The following is a 17,514-nucleotide window of genomic DNA, read 5'->3' on the forward strand; positions in this document are numbered from 1 at the left end:
CAGCCATGCCGTGCCGGTCGCGCCGTCACGGCTGCAGGGCCGTCAGGCAGAACCGCACCAGCCCGGCGTCGACCTCCTTGATGATCTCGGACATCTCCGACCAGGGCGGCTGGAACTCGGTGCCCCACTCGATGGTGTAAGCGAAGATCTTGCCCTTGGACGGGTCGACGAGGTGCCGGGAGTAGGCGTAGTCGTCGCTGGTCCCGCTGGTCGGGTAGAGGTCGTAGCCGGCCTTCGGCGTGTATGCCGTGCCGCGGACGCCCTGCAGCCCCTGGCAGAACTGCTCGGTGAGCAGTATCGAGGTGTCGAGGTCGTCCTTGGCGATGAACTCCCCGTACCTGTCGCCCGCGAGCCCGCGCTGCCCGTCGAAGGCGGGGTTCCGGAAGGTCATGGTCTGGTCGGTGGACTGGTCCTGGTCGTCGCCCCAGACGTAGAGCATGTCCTCGGAGTAGCTGTGCACATCGACGAACCACCGGGTGCGGGGGTAGGAGTCCAGCAGGCGGCGGACGTTGCGGGTCTCGGGTTCGGAGAAGGCGGCCGGTCCGTGGAACACCTGGTAGTTGCACGGGTCTTCGGAGACCTGGACCCCCGAGTGCGGGGCGAAGGCGGTGGTGAAGTCGAACAGGAAGTCGTAGTTGCGGTTGATGTCCACGCCGACGCAGGCGGAACTGCCCTGCGAGTAGGCGGGGTTGCGGTTCTTGCGCCACATCGGGTCCACGGTCTGGCTGTAGTGCCGCCCGTCCGGGTTGACCAGCGGGAAGACGACCAGGTCCATGCCCTCCAGCACGGTCCGCACCTGTGCCGAGCTGAAGCTCGCGGCGCCGTACCCCAGGCCGGTACCGGTGTGGTACGCCTCCAGCAGATCGGCGGCGAGGTGGACGAGGATCTCGCAGCTGCCCCATTCGCGGGCGTGCACGCCGCCGATCAGCACGGCGCAGTCCCTGGTTCCGGTCGGGGCGGCGCCGATCCGCAGGGCGTGGCAGGTGTTCCCCTCGACCGACGGCTCCAGGAGGGTGACCAGCTGGCAGAGCGAGGGGTAGGCGGTGGACAGGCTGACCACCGCGGAGTCGACCTCGGTGGTGTTCAGGTACGACATCTGGGCCTCCTCGGGTCAGTCCTGCACCTTGAGGCCCAGCCCGCGCGGGATCTGCTCGCCGGCGGCGTACCGGTTGCCCCGGCCGACCTCTGCCTGGCGGGCACGTCCGGTGGCGGTGGCGTCCTCGATCACCTGGACCGTCACACCCTCGCGTTCGAGCTCCTCGGCCTCGGCGGGGGAGACGTACGCCTCGATGCTGATGCTCCGGTCGGCGCCGCGATGGGGACGTCCGCCGACGTCGGGCCGCTTCTCGCGGAGGAGGGCGTGCAGGACGGCTGGATCCGCGGCGGTCACCCGGACCCGGAGAATTCTGTCGCGATCGGACATGGCGACCTCTTCCGGGCGCCGTCGCGGAGTCCGGCTCCGCTGCTGACGGCGCCGCGTGTGTACTCCGTATGTTTACGCGGTACTTTCAGCGTGCTCTTCCGTCGTAGAACGAGTCAAGGGGCGCATCGGGCATCCGGCTCAGCAGGCTGTCCAGCCCGGCCAGCAGCTCCTCCTGGTCGTCGTAGTCCGCCAGCAGCGGGACCAGCGCCCGCAGCCTCGGGTACCGGTCGGCGGGCAACCGGTGCAGGCCCAGGCGCAGCATCGGGTCCGGCTCGTCGGGGTCGTCGATCACCTGGCGCTTGTCGACCAGCAGGCAGCCCAGGTTCCAGGCCACGAACCTCCGGTAGATCATCAGCGAGGTGGCGTGGTCGAAACCGGCCCGGCCGAGTACGGCGAGGAGATGCTCGGTCAGTTGCAGCACCGGGGCGGGGCGGCGGGCCATCGGGACGCTCAGCGGACGGATGGCCACCAGCGGCAGGATCTCGGGGTGGGCGTGCGCCACCGAGGCGGAGGCAGCGGCGATCCGGCGCAGTTCCGCTCGCCAGGCCTGGCCGCCTCCGGCCGGCGCGGTGGCCTCGGCCGAGCTCCGCAGCAGGGTGATCACCTCGGCGAAGTAGGCCTCCACCAGGCCGTCCAGCAGGGCTTCCTTGCCCGGGGTGTAGCGGTAGATGGCCATCGACTCCACGCCCAGGTCGGCGGCCAGCCGGCGCATGGTGAGCGCGCCCAGGCCCTCCCGGTCGACCAGCGAGACGGCCGTGGCGAGCACCAGGGGCCGGCTCAGCCGTCCGCGCTTCTCGGGAGAGCCCCGCTCGGGCTCCGCTGCTGCCATCTCCGCCTCCCTCGCCGTGCCCGCGGGGATCGGTCGTCAGCTGACAACAGAAGGATACAAGCCACGCACCGGCCGTCGGGAGGATCGGGCGCACCGCAGCTCAGTCCTGGTGGCCCAGCACCCCGTGTGCCAGTACCTCGGCGACGGCGGGGTCGACCAGCCGGTAGCGGATGATCCGCCCGTCGCGCTCGCCGGCGACCAGCCCGGCGGCGCGCAGCAGGCGCAGCGCCTGGGAGACCGCCGGGTCGCGCATGCCGGTGGCGACGGCGAGGTCGGTGACGGCGAGCGGTCCCGTCTCGTGGAGGGCGAGCAGCAGGGAGAGCCGTCCCGGGTCGGCGAGCAGGGCGAAGCGTTCGGCCCAGGACCGGACGTGCTCGGTGTCGCCGATCGCGGCGATCGCCTCGCAGACCCGGTGCCCGTCGATGGTCCTGCGGTCGGCGCGGTCGGCGGGGACGAGATGCATGACAGGCATTCTCGCAGCAGTGTCACCTGTGATACCCGACACCTGCACAGCTGTGCAGGCTTGCAGCGGTACCGTACGGCCCCCTACCGTTGTGCCCGCCGTGGTGCTCGGGAAGACCGGTGACGGACTCTCAGGAGTCCCAGACCGGAGCGGCCCTCGCCACTGTGATCGGGAAGTACCGGCACCATCCCCGCCCCCGCCAGGGACGGGCGGCCACTGGACGAGAACGCGTCCGGGAAGGCCGGGTGCGGGTGCGTTCGACCCGTCAGCCAGGAGACCGGCCACGGCATCTCACGAACTGATCCACGAGGTGCTGGAGCGTGACCCGCAGATGACCCTGCCCAGAACCGATGCCGCTCCGGCGGCGGCCCCCGCCCTGCCCGCCTTCCGCTGGAAGCGCGAGGACACCGTACGGACCGCCGGTCTGATGGCGGTGATCCTGGCCATGCACGTGCTGGCCTTCGGAGTCCTGATCCTCCTGGTGGCGCCGGAGAAGTACCAGGTCGGAACCCAGGTCTACGGGATCGGCCTCGGCGTGACCGCGTACACCCTGGGGATGCGGCACGCCTTCGACGCCGACCACATCGCCGTCATCGACAACACCACCCGCAAGCTGATGGCCGACGGCAAGCGCCCGGTCTCGGTGGGCTTCTGGTTCGCGCTCGGCCACTCCTCGATGGTGGTCATCATGGCCGCGCTGGTGGCCGGCGGTGCCGCGCTGGCCGGGACGCTGATGGACGACCAGTCCACGACCCACCAGGTGCTCGGCATGATAGGCACCACCGCCTCAGGGGTGTTCCTCTACCTGATCGCCGCGCTCAACCTGGCCGCGCTGGTGGGGATCGCGAAGGTGTTCCGGGCGATGCGCGCGGGCCAGTACGACGAGCGCGAGCTGGAAGCGCACCTCAACTCGCGCGGTCTGATGAACCGGATCCTCTCCCGGGCCACCCGCTCGATCACCCGGCCGGGCCAGATGTTCCCCGTCGGCATGGTGCTCGGTCTCGGCTTCGACACCGCGACCGAGGTCACCCTGATGGTGATGGCGGGTTCGGGTGCGGCGGCCGGTCTGCCCTGGTACGCCATCGTCTGCCTGCCCCTGCTGTTCGCGGCCGGAATGAGCCTGTTCGACACCCTCGACGGCACCTTCATGAACTTCGCGTACCAGTGGGCGTTCTCCAACCCGGTTCGCAAGGTGTACTACAACCTGACCATCACCGGTCTCTCCGTCGCGGTCGCCTTCATCATCGGGACCATCGAACTGGTCGGCGTCCTGCACGAGAAGCTGGACCTCACAGACCCGGTGACGGGCTGGATCGCCGGACTGAGTCTGGACAACGTCGGGTTCGTGATCGTCGGCCTGTTCCTCGTGGTCTGGATCGCGGCGATCGGCTACTGGCGCTTCGCCAAGGTCGAGCAGCGCTGGTCCTGAACCGGGCCCTGGCCGACCCGCGCCGATCCCCGGACAACGTACAACCCGCCCGGCTTCCGGGCAGGTTGGTGGTCGGCCGGGGATCGGGGGAGTCGTACTGCCCAAGACCGAGGCGAAGCCGCACAACTGGCGGATCGGGGGTCGGGAGTACGGCCGGCACGAGGAGCGCCGCGGCCGCCGCTCCGCGTACCAGTCGCCGGTGCCGGCCCGCAGCGCGCTGGTGGTGATCGACATGGTGCCGTCGCCGACGCGGGCGCGGCCCGCTGCGACAACTGGTCGCCCTCCAGGACTGGGGCGACGGCTGGCTGCTGGGCGACGGCACGCCCACGGCCACCACCACCGACGCCTCCCGGGAGGCGGAGCGCGTACACGGCCTGCTCGGCACCCGGATCCCCGAGCTGCTGCTCCCGGGCGCCGACGGCGAGCCGCACGACCCCGTCGCCGCCCCCGCCACCGTCATCTACTGCTTTCCCGGAGCCTTCGCCCGGCCCGAGTCCTACCCGCCCGGCTGGTCCGCGGTACCCGGCGCGCCCGGCTGCACCCTGGAGTCGGTGACCTACCGGGACCGGCTCGCCGAGTTCACCGCAGCGGGCGCCGCCGTGCACGGCGTCTCCACGCAGCGACCGGACGAGCAGCGCGCCTTCGCCGCGGCCGAACGCCTCGGCCTCCCGCTGCTCTCCGACCTCGCCTTCGGCTTCACCGGTGCACTGCGCCTGCCCACGGTCCGGGCCGCCGGAACCACCAGGCTGAAGCGGCTGACCCTGGTGGCCGACCGGGACGGCGTCATCCGCGAGGTGCTCTACCCCATCCTCGACATCACCGCGAGCGTGACGGCGGCGCTTGCTGCGGTCCGGGCGCTGTGACGCGCCGGGACCACCCGATCCGGTCATGCCGTCCGCCCATCGGCCCGCTGAACGGGCGGGGTCCGGTCCGGCTCCGTAGGCTCGGTCCATGTCTGATGCGTACGCGGTCCGACGGGAGCGGCTGAGGGAGCACTGCAGCGCCTCGGGGTTCGACGCGGCGCTGATCACCCGCTCGGCGAACGTCCGCTACCTCACCGGCTGCCCGCCCTGCGGTGCGAGCCTGCTGCTCACGCGCGAGCGGGTGCTGCTCGCGCTGCCCGACGACCTGCCGCCGGACGACACCGGCCAGCACGCGCTCGGCGAGGACATCCCGCGGCTGGCGGTCCCGAGGGAGACCGACACCGCCCTGGCCGCCGTCGAGGCGGCGGGCCGCCTGCGGGTGCGGGACGTGGGGGTGGAGGAGCACGACCTCACGGTCAGCCGCCACCGCCGCGTCACCGAACTGCTGCCGGACGCCCGGGTGGCCGACCTCTCCCGGGCCGTCGAGCGACTGCGGGTGGTCAAGGACGAGCACGAGATCGCCGATCTGCGGATCGCCGCCGAGATCGCCGACCAGGCGCTGGGCGAACTGCTGGAGTCCATCCTGGTCGGCCGCACCGAGCGCCACCTGGCGATGGAACTGGAGCGCCGCATGATCGACCACGGCGCCGACCGCGCCGCCTTCCCGGTCTCCGTCGGCACCGGCACCCACTCCGGTATGGAGGGCCACCAGCCCACCGACCGCCGGGTCGAGGAGGGCGACTTCCTCACCGTGGTCCTCGGCGCGCAGTACCGGGGGTACGGGGTCTCCACCGCCCGCACCTTCGTGATCGGCGCCGCTCCCGCGCCCTGGCAGGTGGAACTCCACCGGCTGGTCTTCCGCGCCCAGCGGGCCGGCCGGGAGGCGCTCGGCCCGGGGGTGCCGCAGAACGTACCCGACCAGGCGGCCCGCGAGATCCTGCAGGCGGCCGGCCACACCGAGCACTCGCCCCGTCCGGTCGGACACGGCATCGGCCTGGAGATCCGGGAGGCGCCGCGCCTCGGCCCCACCGACATGGGTAAACTGGACAACCGCGTACCGGTAACCGTCGGCCCAGGAGTTCACATCCCGGGCAAGGGCGGGGTCCGGATCGAGGACACGCTCGTCGTACGCCCCCTCGAAGAGGGCGGGCCCGAGCTGCTCACCATCACAACCAAGGAGCTCCTCGCCCTGTAGGCCACGGCTTCGCCGCGGTGGCCGCGGGACGCGCGCCCACCTTGGTTCCTTGACAGCTATATCAGGAGTAAGTGCGCCCGTGGCTTCCACGAACGATCTCAAGAACGGCATGGTCCTCAACCTGGACGGCAAGCTGTGGTCCGTCGTCGAGTTCCAGCACGTGAAGCCCGGCAAGGGCCCGGCCTTCGTGCGTACCAAGCTCAAGGAGGTCCTGACCGGCAAGGTCGTCGACAAGACCTTCAACGCCGGCGTCAAGGTCGAGACCGCCAACGTCGACAAGCGCACCATGCAGTTCTCGTACATGGAGGGCGAGAACTTCGTGTTCATGGACATGGACACCTACGACCAGCTGCCGATCGAGCCGAGCGTCGTCGGTGACGCCGCCAAGTACCTGCTGGAGGGCTTCGACGCCCTGGTCGCGCAGCACGAGGGCAAGCCGCTGTACGTCGAGCTCCCGGCCGCGGTCGAGCTGGTCATCGCCGAGACCGAGCCGGGCGTCCAGGGCGACCGCTCCACCGGTGGCACCAAGCCCGCCAAGCTGGAGACGGGTGCCGAGATCCAGGTCCCGCTCTTCGTCACCACCGGCGAGAAGGTCAAGGTCGACACCCGCGACGGCAGCTACCTCGGTCGGGTCAAGTAATCGTGTCATCTGCCCGTACCAAGGCCCGGACCAGGGCTTTTCAGATCCTCTTCGAGGCAGACCACCGCGGTGTCGACCCGCAGCAGGTGCTCGCCGACTGGGTCGGCCGCGCCCGCGAGCCGAAGCCGGACGAGGGCACCCCGCAGGTCGGTGAGTACACCATGGAGCTCATCGAGGGGTACGCCCGGCACGCCCGCCGGATCGACGAGCTGATCTCCCAGTACGCGGTGGGCTGGACGCTCGACCGGATGCCGATCGTGGACCGCAACGTGCTGCGGCTCGGCGCGTACGAGCTGATCTGGGAGGACGGCGTCCCGGACGCGGTCGTCCTGGACGAGGCGGTCGAGATCGCCAAGGAGTTCTCCACGGACGACTCCCCGGCGTTCGTCAACGGTCTGCTCGCACGGTTCATGGAGCTCAAGCCGACGATCCGTCGCGACTGACCTCCCGCCGCCCGCGCGAGCGGGAGTTTTGCGCCGGTGATCCGTCGCAGCCGACCGTCGTTCCTCCGCTCTGCTCAAGGCCCGCCGGATTCCGCGTCCGGCGGGCCTTCGCACGCCCCCGGGTGGTGGCGTATGTTGGCTACCGACCGGTAACTTTGCAATGGCGAAGGGCGAATCACGCATGACCACCGCGATCCGAAGCGAGTTCGATCGGGGCATCGCCCTGACCCAGCGCCCGGGCGAGCCGGGCCACTACGACGGCGAACTCGACGCGGGTTGGCAGATCGGCGGCGGTATCAACGGCGGCCTGCAGCTCGCCCTCGCCGGACACGCGCTCTCGATCCGGCACGGTGCGGACAGCTCGCACGCCGATCCGATCTCGATCAGCGGCTACTACCTCTCCGCCGCCGCGCCCGGACCGGTCGACGTCCGGACCGAACTCGTCCGCCGCGGCCGCAGCCTCTCCACCGGCACCGCCTCGCTCAGCCAGGACGGCAGGGAACGGCTCAGGGTCCTCGCCAGCTACGGCGACCTGTCGGACGCGGAGGGCGCCGTGCACACCAGCGCCACCCCGCCGCAGCTGCCCCCGCCCGAGCGGTGCGTCAGCGTCGCCGACGCCCCCAGGGAACTGATCTCGCAGGCCGCGCTGCTGGAGCGGTTCGACCTGCGGCTCGACCCGGCGACCGTCGGCTGGGCGGTGGGGCAGCCCTCCGGGAGCGGCCGGATCCAGGGCTGGTTCAAGCTGGCCGACGGCCGCGAGCCCGATCCGCTGATGCTGCTGCTGGTCGCCGACGCGCTGCCGCCGGTCACCTTCGACCTCGGCATGCCGGGCTGGGCGCCGACCGTCGAGCTGACGGTCCACCTGCGGGCCAGGCCGGTACCGGGCTGGCTGCGGGTCGTCCACTCCACCCGCAACCTGGCCGGCGGCTACTTCGAGGAGGACGCCGAGGTCTGGGACGAGTCCGGCCGCCTGGTCGCCCAGTCCCGCCAGCTCGCCCGCGCGCCGCGGCCGCAGTAGCGCCGGGGGGCGCCGCGCAGCGCCCCCACCACAGCGACTCACGGGTGGTTACTGAGCTGTGACACGCCGTACGTGTGCGACTCGCGGGGATGGGGAGTAAGAGGAGCAAAACGGCAGACCGCTGCCACTCCCCGGCCAAGGAGCACCAGATGTCGCGGAACAGCCACACTCCCCGGATCTTCCGCTGCACGGTCGGTGTGCCCGGCCAAGGCCGGATCCAGCCGCAGTCCCGCCGCCGCGCCGAGCAGGCCTTCGTCACCGGCATCCTCACCAGCCACGCCGACTTCGAGCGCGCCCGCCCCTGGGGGTTGACCGACGCCGCGGACTTCGACAGTTACCTGGTGGACACCGCCGTGCTGCTGGGCGAGGCGCAGCAGGCTTACGGCAGCGTCCGGGCCAGGATGTTCCACCCCGGCGACTTCACCGACTTCTGCCTGCTGCACCACCTCGACCCGGCCACGCCCGCCGCCCGCGAGCGGTATCTGCTCAACCCCGCGCTCCGTACCCAGCTGCTGCCGTACCAGGGCGAGGAGCTCTCCGGCGACTTCATCCCGCGACTGGTCCGGGCTCGGGAGGGCGGGCTGACCATGTGCCACGTCGACCTGCTGCTCGGCGGACAGCTGCTCGCCGGTGCGGGCGGAGGCCAGGGGGCCGCGAGGGGGGTGCCGGACGCCAGGGTCCGGTCGGCCTTCCAACGGGGCGGCGAGCTGTTCCGGCGGATGCTGGTCGGCGCGGGCTGCGGTGCGTACGAGTTTCGCTGCGCCGTCGAGGCGCCCGGCGGGCGGCTCACGGCGGACGCCCGGATCCTGCACTGGGAGGACGGCGCTGTCCGGCTCAACGATGAGGATCTCGACCTGGTCTGCGCGGTGTTCTGCGCCGGTCTGGCGCTCGAACTGCCGGGGGTGGCGGTGCTGCACGGTTCGCAGGGCGGGGCGGGCAGCTGCGGCGAGTACCGGCAGGTGGCGTGGGCCTGGCAGAGCACGGGGTTCGACTGGGCTCCGGCGAGCCTGAACCTGGGGGAGATCGCGGCCCGGCCGGGATTCGGCCTCGGCTCGGTCTGCTGAGCCCCGCGCGGGCCCGGGACGGGCCGGTCGGGAGACTCCGACGCGGGCGGCACCGGTTGTGCGCGCGGCACCGGTTGTGCGTGCCCTCCGTGCGCGCCCGGCAGAAGAAGCGCAACGGCGGTGCCACCCCGATCGGTCGACCGGGGCAACACCGCCGTGACGTTTCTGCAGGGCCGGCTCAGCCGGCGTCCTCCTCGCGGACCGCGCGGCGCGCGTCCGGGTTGAGAACACCCCAGCTGATCAGCTGCTCGGTGAGGATGGACGGCGACTGGTCGTAGATCACGGCCAGGGTGCGCAGGTCGTCCTGTCGGATCGAGAGCACCTTGCCGTTGTAGTCGCCGCGCTGGCTCTGGATGGTGGCGGCGTAGCGCTGCAGCGGGCCGGCCTTCTCGGACGGCACCTGGGTCAGTCTCTCCAGGTCGAGCACCAGGCGCGGCGGCGGCTCGGCCGCGCCGCCCGGGGTACCGCCGGGGAGCAGCTCCTGCACCGGGACGCCGTAGAACTCGGCCAGCTCGGCGAGGCGCTGCACCGTCACCGCACGGTCGCCGCGCTCGTAGGAGCCGACCACGACCGCCTTCCAGCGCCCCTGGGACTTCTCCTCGACGCCGTGCAGGGAGAGCCCCTGCTGTGTGCGGATCGCCCGGAGCTTGGCTCCGAGCTGCTTCGCGTAGTCGCTGGACATTGGTCTCCCCGGACGAGAATTTCGCGTTGAGTGGTGAGCCACGAGGATCGCGGCTGGGTGACCGCTCACCCGACCACTCCACCGGTGGGTGTGTGGACCATCTCGTAACTCACTGTGAGGTTACGTAGAGTGAGGTAGTTGCGTCAAGCCGAATGGGGCACTCGTGCGAATAGCCAGGAAGGCCGATGTCAACCGTATGCGTCCGGCCGTGTCGGCCTGCGGTGACGGGCGCCGGGTGGCGGTGCGTCGGGCGCGGGAGAACGGACTGTTAGGATGGCTGGAAGCCCTGGGCGGGACCCGGGGTATCCCCCAGACGTCCTTTAAAGCCCGTCCCGTGAGGCGGGGAAGGAGGTCGGCTTCGGCATGACCACACGCATTGACGCATCTCGTCCGCCGCACCAGGTGCTGGACGCCAACGACATCGCCCGGGTGATCACCCGGATCGCCCACGAGATCGTGGAGCGCGCCAAGGGCGCGGAGGACGTCGTCCTGCTCGGCATCCACACCCGAGGGGTCCACCTGGCCCGGCGCCTGGCCGCCAAGCTGGCCCAGATCACCGGCCGTGAGATCCCGCTCGGCACCCTCGACATCACCATGTACCGGGACGACCTCCGGCTTAAGCCGGCCCGCGCCGCCGAGCACACCGAGGTCCCGGCCGACGGCATCGAGGGCAGGCTGGTCGTCCTGGTCGACGACGTGCTCTTCTCCGGCCGCACCATCCGCGCCGCCCTCGACGCGCTGAACGACCTCGGCCGCCCGCGCGCGGTGCAGCTCGCCGTCCTGGTCGACCGAGGCCACCGCGAACTGCCGATCCGCGCCGACTACGTGGGCAAGAACCTGCCGACCTCGCTGCGTGAAGCCGTCCAGGTGCGGTTGGCCGAGGTGGACGGCCGGGACGCCGTACTGGTCGGCGACCGCGACTACTCCGCACGCTCCACCCAGGCCCTCGCCGGGGAGTGAACGGGTGATGCGCGACACCCGCAGCCCCGCTCCCCGCGCCGCCGTACCGCCCCGCACCAACTCCCCGGAGGCCGCTCAGTGAGCAGCTATCTCATTCGCAACGCCAAGATCCTCGGGGGCGCCCCGCAGGACGTCCTGATCGCGGACGGCGTCATCCGGCAGGTCGGCACCGACCTGGCCGCCGAGGCCGACATCGACATCGACGCGCACGGCCTGGTCCTGCTGCCCGGCCTGGTGGACCTGCACACGCACCTGCGCCAGCCCGGCAAGGAGGAGGCCGAGACCGTCCTCACCGGCACCCGGGCCGCCGCGATGGGCGGCTACACCGCCGTGCACGCGATGGCCAACACCAGCCCGGTCGCCGACAGCGCCGCCGTGGTCGAGCAGGTCTGGGAGCTGGGCCGGGCCAGCGGCTACTGCGACGTGCAGCCGGTCGGTGCCGTCACCGTCGGGCTGGAGGGCAAGGAACTGGCCGAGCTGGCGGGCATGCACGCCTCCGCCGCCGGGGTGCGGGTCTTCTCCGACGACGGCAAGTGCGTGGACGACGCCGCGCTGATGCGCAAGGCCCTGGAGTACGTGAGGACCATCGACGGCGTGGTCGCCCAGCACGCCCAGGAGCCCAGGCTCACCGAGGGCGCCCAGATGAACGAGGGCACCGTCTCCGCCGAGCTCGGGCTGCCCGGCTGGCCGGCCGTCGCCGAGGAGGCGATCATCGCCCGCGACGTGCTGCTCGCCGCGCACACCGGCGCCCGGCTGCACGTCTGCCACCTGTCCACCGCCGGCTCGGTGGAGATCGTCCGCTGGGCCAAGGCCCAGGGCTGGGACGTCACCGCCGAGGTGACGCCGCACCACCTGCTGCTCACCGACGAGCTGGTCCGCTCCGGCGACCCGGTGTACAAGGTCAACCCGCCGCTGCGCACCGAGGCCGATGTGCACGCGCTGCGCGCCGCGCTCGCCGACGGCACCATCGACGCGGTGGCCACCGACCACGCGCCGCACCCCTCGGCCGACAAGGACTGCGCCTGGGCGGTGGCCGCGATGGGCATGGTGGGCCTGGAGACCGCGCTGTCGGTGGTGCAGCAGACCATGGTCGACACCGGCCTGCTGAACTGGGAGGGCGTCGCGGACCGGATGTCGCACCGCCCGGCCCGGATCGGCCGCCTGGCCGGCCACGGCCGCCCGATCTCGGTCGGCGAGCCGGCCAACCTGGTGCTCTTCGATCCCGCGTACCGTGGGACCGTGAACGCGGAGAGCTTCGCCACGCGCAGCCGCAACACCCCCTACCGGGGCCTCGAGCTGCCGGGACGGGTGCACGCGACTTTCCTGCGCGGCGTCGCCACGGTGCTGGCCGGCGAGCTGGCCGAACAGGCCGACCTGATCGGGCAGGGTGACCCGGCATGATCGGCCTCGCCGCCGAGCAGGCCAAGGTCACCAACTGGCCCGGCTACATCGGCTGGACGGTCGGTCTGCTGATCCTCATCGCGCTGGTCTACTGGTTGATGCGGCAGGGCTGGAACTGGCGCCGCACCCTCCAGTCCGACCTGCCGCCGCTGCCCGCCGTCCCGGCGGATCCCGGCGCGGCGATCCTGGAGGCCGAGGGCCGCTACCACGGCACCACCACCGCCGGGAACTGGCTGGACCGGGTGGTTGCGCACGGTCTCGGCACCCGCAGCTTGGCCCGACTCGCCCTGACCGAACAGGGGTTGCTGGTCCGCCGCCCCGGCGACGCGGACCTGTGGATCCCGGCCGGGCAGCTGACCGGAGCCCGCACCGACTCCGGGATCGCGGGCAAGGTCGTCCCGGCCGGCCTGCTGGTGGTCACCTGGGAGCTCCAGGACACCGCGCTGGACTCCGGCTTCCGGGCCGACCACCCCGACGAGCACGCCGCCTGGATCGAGGCGATCGATGCTCTTGTAACACGTACGAAGACAAAGAAGACGGAAGAGGCCGCCCCATGACCGCAGCTGCCCCCACCACCAAGCGCCAAAGGCGGGAGCGCGTGCCTGCCCTGCTCGTCCTGGAGGACGGCCGGACCTTCCGCGGCCAGGCCTACGGCGCGGTCGGCGAGACCTTCGGCGAGGCGGTCTTCAACACCGGCATGTCCGGCTACCAGGAGACCTTGACCGACCCGTCGTACCACCGCCAGGTGGTCGTGATGACCGCCCCGCAGATCGGCAACACCGGCTGGAACGACGAGGACGACGAGTCCGAGCGGATCTGGGTCGCCGGCTACGTGGTCCGCGATCCCGCCAGGATCCCCTCCAACTGGCGCTCGCGGCGCTCGCTGGACGAGGAGCTCGCCGCCCAGGGCGTCGTCGGCATCAGCGGCATCGACACCCGCGCGCTCACCCGCCACCTGCGCGAGCGCGGCGCGATGCGGGTCGGCATCTTCTCCGGCGCCGCACTGGCCGACCACGCCGAGCTGCTGGCCAAGGTGCAGGCCTCTCCCGAGATGAAGGGCGCCGACCTGTGCGCCGAGGTCGCCACCACCGAGAAGTACGTGGTCCCGGCGATCGGCGAGAAGAAGTTCACCGTCGCAGCCCTGGACCTGGGCATCAAGGCGATGACCCCGCACCGGATGGCCGAGCGCGGCATCGAGGTGCACGTCTTCCCGGCCAACTCCACCCTGGAGGAGCTGTACTCCGTCGACCCGGACGGCGTCTTCTTCTCCAACGGCCCGGGCGACCCGGCCACCGCCGACCACCAGGTCGCCGTGGCGCAGGGCGTGCTGGAGCGCAGGACCCCGTTCTTCGGGATCTGCTTCGGCAACCAGATCCTCGGCCGCGCGCTGGGCTTCGGCACCTACAAGCTCAAGTACGGCCACCGGGGCATCAACCAGCCCGTGCAGGACCGCACCACCGGCAAGGTCGAGGTCACCGCGCACAACCACGGCTTCGCCGTGCAGGCACCGCTGGACCGGGTGAGCGAGACCCCGTACGGCCGGGCCGAGGTCTCCCACGTCTGCCTGAACGACGACGTGGTCGAGGGCCTGCAGTGCCTGGACGTGCCCGCCTTCAGCGTCCAGTACCACCCCGAAGCAGCCGCCGGCCCGCACGACGCCGCATACCTGTTCGACCGCTTCACAAGTCTCATGTCCGGCGTGGCCGGTGCTGCAGAGACCCGTATCACCGCAGGGAGCTGACCGTGCCGAAGCGCACTGACATCAAGTCCGTCCTGGTCATCGGGTCCGGCCCGATCGTCATCGGCCAGGCGGCGGAGTTCGACTACTCCGGCACCCAGGCCTGCCGGGTGCTCAAGGCCGAGGGCCTGCGGGTCGTGCTGGTGAACTCCAACCCGGCCACGATCATGACCGACCCGGAGATCGCCGACGCCACCTACGTCGAGCCGATCACCCCCGAGTTCGTCGAGAAGATCATCGCCAAGGAGCGCCCCGACGCGCTGCTGCCGACCCTGGGCGGGCAGACCGCGCTCAACACCGCGATCTCGCTGCACAAGGCGGGCACGCTGGAGAAGTACGGCGTCGAGCTGATCGGCGCCGACGTCGAGGCGATCAACAAGGGCGAGGACCGCGACCTGTTCAAGGGCGTGGTGGAAGCAGTCAACGCCAAGATCGGTTACGGCGAGTCCGCCCGCTCGGTGATCTGCCACTCCATGGAGGACGTCCTGGGGGGCGTCGAGACGCTCGGCGGCTACCCCGTCGTCGTCCGCCCCTCCTTCACCATGGGCGGCGCCGGCTCCGGCTTCGCCCACGACGAGGAGGACCTGCGCCGGATCGCAGGCCAGGGCCTGGCCCTGTCGCCGACCACCGAGGTGCTCCTGGAGGAGTCCATCCTCGGCTGGAAGGAGTACGAGCTGGAGCTGATGCGCGACAAGAACGACAACGTCGTGGTCGTCTGCTCCATCGAGAACTTCGACCCGATGGGCGTGCACACCGGTGACTCGATCACCGTCGCCCCGGCGATGACGCTGACCGACCGCGAGTACCAGATCCTGCGCGACATCGGCATCGCCGTCATCCGCGAGGTCGGTGTGGACACCGGCGGCTGCAACATCCAGTTCGCGGTCAACCCGACCGACGGCCGGGTCATCGTCATCGAGATGAACCCGCGCGTCTCGCGCTCGTCCGCGCTCGCCTCCAAGGCCACCGGCTTCCCGATCGCCAAGATCGCCGCCAAGCTGGCCGTCGGCTACACCCTGGACGAGATCCCCAACGACATCACCGAGGAGACCCCGGCCTCCTTCGAGCCGACCCTCGACTACGTCGTGGTCAAGGTCCCGCGCTTCGCCTTCGAGAAGTTCCCGAGCGCGGACGCCACCCTGACCACCACCATGAAGTCGGTCGGCGAGGCCATGGCGCTGGGTCGCAACTTCCCCGAGGCGCTCAACAAGGCGCTGCGCTCGCTGGAGAAGAAGGGCAGCCAGTTCTCCTGGGTCGGCCCGGTCGGCGACAAGAACGCCCTGCTGACGAAGGCGGTCGTCCCCACCGACGGCCGGATCAACACTGTCATGGAGGCCATTCGGGCCGGCGCCACCCCCGAGGAGGTCTTCGAGGCCACGAAGATCGACCCGTGGTTCGTCGACCAGCTGTTCCTCCTGGACGAGATCGCCGGTGAGCTCGCCGAGGCCGAGAAGCTCACCCCTGAGCTGCTCCGCCACGCCAAGCGGCACGGCTTCTCCGACCAGCAGATCGGTGAGATCCGCGGCCTGAAGACCGACGTGGTCCGCGAGCTGAGGCACGCGCTCGGCATCCGCCCGGTCTTCAAGACCGTGGACACCTGCGCCGCCGAGTTCGCCGCGAAGACCCCGTACTTCTACTCGTCCTACGACGAGGAGACCGAGGTCGCCCCGCGCAGCAAGCCCGCCGTCATCATCCTCGGCTCTGGTCCGAACCGGATCGGCCAGGGCATCGAGTTCGACTACTCCTGCGTGCACGCCTCCTTCGCGCTCGCCGAGGCCGGGTACGAGACCGTCATGGTCAACTGCAACCCGGAGACCGTCTCCACCGACTACGACACCTCCGACCGGCTCTACTTCGAGCCGCTCACCCTGGAGGACGTGCTGGAGATCGTCCACGCCGAGCAGCAGGCCGGCCCGGTGGCCGGTGTGATCGTCCAGCTCGGCGGCCAGACCCCGCTGGGCCTGGCCCAGGCGCTCAAGGACAACGGCGTCCCGATCGTCGGCACCCAGCCCGAGGCCATCGACCTGGCCGAGGAGCGCGGAGCCTTCGGCCGGGTGCTGACGGAGGCCGGCCTGCCGGCCCCCAAGCACGGCACCGCCTTCTCCTTCGACGAGGCCAAGGCGATCGCCGACGAGATCGGCTACCCGGTGCTGGCCCGCCCCTCCTACGTGCTCGGCGGGCGCGGCATGGAGATCGTCTACGACGAGGCGTCGCTGGCCTCCTACCTGGAGCGGCACGCCGGTCTGATCTCCGAGCACCCGGTGCTGATCGACCGCTTCCTGGACGACGCGGTCGAGATCGACGTGGACGCCCTCTACGACGGCACCGAGCTCTACCTCGGCGGCGTCATGGAGCACATCGAGGAGGCCGGCATCCACTCCGGCGACTCGGCCTGCGCACTGCCGCCGATCACCCTCGGCGGCTGGGACATCAAGCGGCTGCGCACCTCCACCGAGGCCATCGCGCGCGGTGTGGGCGTCCGCGGTCTGATCAACATCCAGTTCGCGATGGCCGGGGACATCCTGTACGTCCTGGAGGCCAACCCGCGCGCCTCGCGGACCGTGCCGTTCACCTCCAAAGCCACCGCCGTCCCGCTGGCCAAGGCCGCCGCCCGGGTCTCGCTGGGCGCGACCATCGCCGAGCTGCGCGCCGAGGGCCTGCTCCCGGCCGAGGGCGACGGCGGCACGCTGCCCGCCGACTGCCCGATCGCGGTCAAGGAGGCCGTGATGCCGTGGAGCCGCTTCCGCGACATCCACGGGCGCGGCGTGGACACCGTGCTCGGCCCGGAGATGCGCTCCACCGGCGAGGTCATGGGTGTGGACAAGGTCTTCGGCACCGCCTACGCCAAGGCCCAGTCCGGCGCGTACGGCGCGCTGCCGACCAAGGGCAAGGTCTTCGTCTCGGTCGCCAACCGCGACAAGCGCAACCTGGTCTTCCCGGCCCGCGCGCTGGTCGACCAGGGCTTCGAGGTGCTGGCCACCACCGGCACCGCCGAGGTGCTGCAGCGCGCCGGCATCCCCTCCACCCTGGTGCGCAAGCACAGCGAGGGCGAGGGCCCGGACGGCGAGAAGACCATCGTCCAGCTGATCCACGAGGGCCAGGTCGACCTGATCATCAACACCCCGTACGGCACCGGCGGCCGGATGGACGGGTACGAGATCCGCACCGCCGCCGTCTCGCGCGGTGTGCCGTGCCTGACCACCGTCCAGGCGATGGGCGCGGCCGTGCAGGGCATCGACATGCTGCTGCGCGGTGAGGTCGGGGTGATGTCGCTGCAGGAGCACGCGGCGCTGATCAACTCCGGCCGCAAGTAGTCCGATCCACTGTGGGGGGCGCCCGTCGGGCGGCGCCCCCCACACCCATGCT

16 protein-coding genes, 1 pseudogene and 1 riboswitch are annotated in these 17,514 nt (G+C 71.2%); of the genes and pseudogenes, 12 read left to right on the forward strand and 5 right to left on the reverse strand.

Translation table 11 applies throughout. The annotated features are described in order from the left end of the window. Nucleotides 1-25: 25 nt before the first annotated feature. From ACZ5ON_RS04190 to ACZ5ON_RS04205, 4 genes are all read right to left on the reverse strand, one after another. Nucleotides 26-1,096, reverse strand: a complete 1,071-nt coding sequence (locus tag ACZ5ON_RS04190) for a M14 family metallopeptidase (protein WP_465585196.1) — start codon at nt 1,094-1,096, stop codon at nt 26-28. 15 nt (nt 1,097-1,111) lie between these two features. Next, nucleotides 1,112-1,423, reverse strand: coding sequence for a hypothetical protein (locus ACZ5ON_RS04195; RefSeq protein ID WP_465585198.1), 312 nt, complete (start codon nt 1,421-1,423; stop codon nt 1,112-1,114). 85 nt (nt 1,424-1,508) lie between these two features. Beyond that, a complete protein-coding gene (locus ACZ5ON_RS04200; RefSeq protein WP_465585201.1) occupies nt 1,509-2,252 on the reverse strand; it encodes a TetR/AcrR family transcriptional regulator in 744 nt (247 codons plus the stop codon). Between the two features lie 100 nt (nt 2,253-2,352). Next, nucleotides 2,353-2,715 carry an ArsR/SmtB family transcription factor gene (locus tag ACZ5ON_RS04205; RefSeq protein ID WP_465585204.1) on the reverse strand — a complete coding sequence of 121 codons (363 nt, stop codon included), beginning with the start codon at nt 2,713-2,715 and terminating at the stop codon, nt 2,353-2,355. 84 nt (nt 2,716-2,799) lie between these two features. After that, nucleotides 2,800-3,015: riboswitch (cobalamin riboswitch) on the forward strand. A gap of 31 nt (nt 3,016-3,046) precedes the next feature. On the opposite strand from ACZ5ON_RS04205, the gene nicT reads away from it, so the two are divergent. The 7 genes and pseudogenes from nicT to ACZ5ON_RS04240 all read left to right on the forward strand — a co-directional run bounded on the left by nicT (nt 3,047) and on the right by ACZ5ON_RS04240 (nt 9,367). Beyond that, a complete protein-coding gene (nicT, locus tag ACZ5ON_RS04210; RefSeq protein ID WP_465585207.1) occupies nt 3,047-4,144 on the forward strand; it encodes a Nickel transporter NicT in 1,098 nt (365 codons plus the stop codon). 248 nt (nt 4,145-4,392) lie between these two features. Continuing rightward, nucleotides 4,393-5,007: pseudogene (locus tag ACZ5ON_RS04215) on the forward strand (peroxiredoxin); the annotation flags it as partial. Between the two features lie 88 nt (nt 5,008-5,095). After that, complete coding sequence (locus ACZ5ON_RS04220) at nt 5,096-6,202, forward strand: M24 family metallopeptidase (protein WP_465585210.1); 1,107 nt, start codon at nt 5,096-5,098, stop codon at nt 6,200-6,202. A 79-nt stretch (nt 6,203-6,281) separates the two neighbouring features. Beyond that, the gene (efp, locus tag ACZ5ON_RS04225) at nt 6,282-6,842 is read left to right on the forward strand and encodes an elongation factor P (RefSeq protein WP_465585213.1); all 561 of its coding nucleotides are present in this window, start codon (nt 6,282-6,284) and stop codon (nt 6,840-6,842) included. A gap of 2 nt (nt 6,843-6,844) precedes the next feature. After that, nucleotides 6,845-7,285, forward strand: a complete 441-nt coding sequence (nusB, locus tag ACZ5ON_RS04230) for a transcription antitermination factor NusB (RefSeq protein WP_465585217.1) — start codon at nt 6,845-6,847, stop codon at nt 7,283-7,285. 181 nt (nt 7,286-7,466) lie between these two features. Beyond that, the gene (locus ACZ5ON_RS04235; RefSeq protein WP_465585219.1) at nt 7,467-8,303 is read left to right on the forward strand and encodes a thioesterase family protein; all 837 of its coding nucleotides are present in this window, start codon (nt 7,467-7,469) and stop codon (nt 8,301-8,303) included. Nucleotides 8,304-8,452: 149 nt separating this feature from the next. Continuing rightward, a complete protein-coding gene (locus ACZ5ON_RS04240; protein ID WP_465585221.1) occupies nt 8,453-9,367 on the forward strand; it encodes a hypothetical protein in 915 nt (304 codons plus the stop codon). Nucleotides 9,368-9,545: 178 nt separating this feature from the next. Here the strand turns inward: ACZ5ON_RS04240 and bldD are convergent, their stop codons facing one another. Next, nucleotides 9,546-10,049, reverse strand: coding sequence for a transcriptional regulator BldD (bldD, locus tag ACZ5ON_RS04245; protein WP_014134541.1), 504 nt, complete (start codon nt 10,047-10,049; stop codon nt 9,546-9,548). A 363-nt stretch (nt 10,050-10,412) separates the two neighbouring features. Here bldD and pyrR point away from each other — a divergent pair, with 363 nt between their 5' ends. From pyrR to carB, 5 genes are all read left to right on the forward strand, one after another. Beyond that, nucleotides 10,413-11,009: a bifunctional pyr operon transcriptional regulator/uracil phosphoribosyltransferase PyrR gene (gene pyrR / locus ACZ5ON_RS04250; protein ID WP_344637214.1), complete on the forward strand. Its 597-nt coding sequence runs from the start codon at nt 10,413-10,415 to the stop codon at nt 11,007-11,009. A 78-nt stretch (nt 11,010-11,087) separates the two neighbouring features. After that, nucleotides 11,088-12,410, forward strand: coding sequence for a dihydroorotase (locus ACZ5ON_RS04255; protein ID WP_465585225.1), 1,323 nt, complete (start codon nt 11,088-11,090; stop codon nt 12,408-12,410). Further along, nucleotides 12,407-12,967 (forward strand): PH-like domain-containing protein, encoded by a 561-nt coding sequence (locus ACZ5ON_RS04260; protein WP_465585227.1) that lies wholly within the window; start codon nt 12,407-12,409, stop codon nt 12,965-12,967. Before ACZ5ON_RS04255 ends, ACZ5ON_RS04260 begins: the two co-directional genes overlap by 4 nt. Then, entirely contained in the window at nt 12,964-14,151 is a 1,188-nt protein-coding gene (gene carA / locus ACZ5ON_RS04265) for a glutamine-hydrolyzing carbamoyl-phosphate synthase small subunit (protein WP_465585230.1), read from the forward strand. Before ACZ5ON_RS04260 ends, carA begins: the two co-directional genes overlap by 4 nt. Before the next feature lie 2 nt (nt 14,152-14,153). Continuing rightward, on the forward strand, nt 14,154-17,462 hold the full coding sequence (gene carB, locus ACZ5ON_RS04270; RefSeq protein ID WP_465585233.1) for a carbamoyl-phosphate synthase large subunit: 3,309 nt from the start codon (nt 14,154-14,156) through the stop codon (nt 17,460-17,462). The last annotated feature ends 52 nt before the right edge of the window (nt 17,463-17,514 follow it).

Source organism: Kitasatospora sp. NPDC032150, from assembly GCF_055579945.1.

What these genes read in the sequence shown, in the direction of transcription:
- carA (WP_465585230.1), top strand. Translation starts at nt 12,964, where the DNA reads ATGACCGCAGCTGCCCCCACCACCAAGCGCCAAAGGCGGGAGCGCGTG.
- ACZ5ON_RS04195 (WP_465585198.1), bottom strand. Translation starts at nt 1,423, where the DNA reads ATGTCCGATCGCGACAGAATTCTCCGGGTCCGGGTGACCGCCGCGGAT.
- ACZ5ON_RS04220 (WP_465585210.1), top strand. Translation starts at nt 5,096, where the DNA reads ATGTCTGATGCGTACGCGGTCCGACGGGAGCGGCTGAGGGAGCACTGC.
- nicT (WP_465585207.1), top strand. Translation starts at nt 3,047, where the DNA reads ATGACCCTGCCCAGAACCGATGCCGCTCCGGCGGCGGCCCCCGCCCTG.
- ACZ5ON_RS04260 (WP_465585227.1), top strand. Translation starts at nt 12,407, where the DNA reads ATGATCGGCCTCGCCGCCGAGCAGGCCAAGGTCACCAACTGGCCCGGC.
- ACZ5ON_RS04235 (WP_465585219.1), top strand. Translation starts at nt 7,467, where the DNA reads ATGACCACCGCGATCCGAAGCGAGTTCGATCGGGGCATCGCCCTGACC.
- ACZ5ON_RS04205 (WP_465585204.1), bottom strand. Translation starts at nt 2,715, where the DNA reads ATGCATCTCGTCCCCGCCGACCGCGCCGACCGCAGGACCATCGACGGG.
- pyrR (WP_344637214.1), top strand. Translation starts at nt 10,413, where the DNA reads ATGACCACACGCATTGACGCATCTCGTCCGCCGCACCAGGTGCTGGAC.
- ACZ5ON_RS04190 (WP_465585196.1), bottom strand. Translation starts at nt 1,096, where the DNA reads ATGTCGTACCTGAACACCACCGAGGTCGACTCCGCGGTGGTCAGCCTG.
- bldD (WP_014134541.1), bottom strand. Translation starts at nt 10,049, where the DNA reads ATGTCCAGCGACTACGCGAAGCAGCTCGGAGCCAAGCTCCGGGCGATC.
- ACZ5ON_RS04200 (WP_465585201.1), bottom strand. Translation starts at nt 2,252, where the DNA reads ATGGCAGCAGCGGAGCCCGAGCGGGGCTCTCCCGAGAAGCGCGGACGG.
- ACZ5ON_RS04240 (WP_465585221.1), top strand. Translation starts at nt 8,453, where the DNA reads ATGTCGCGGAACAGCCACACTCCCCGGATCTTCCGCTGCACGGTCGGT.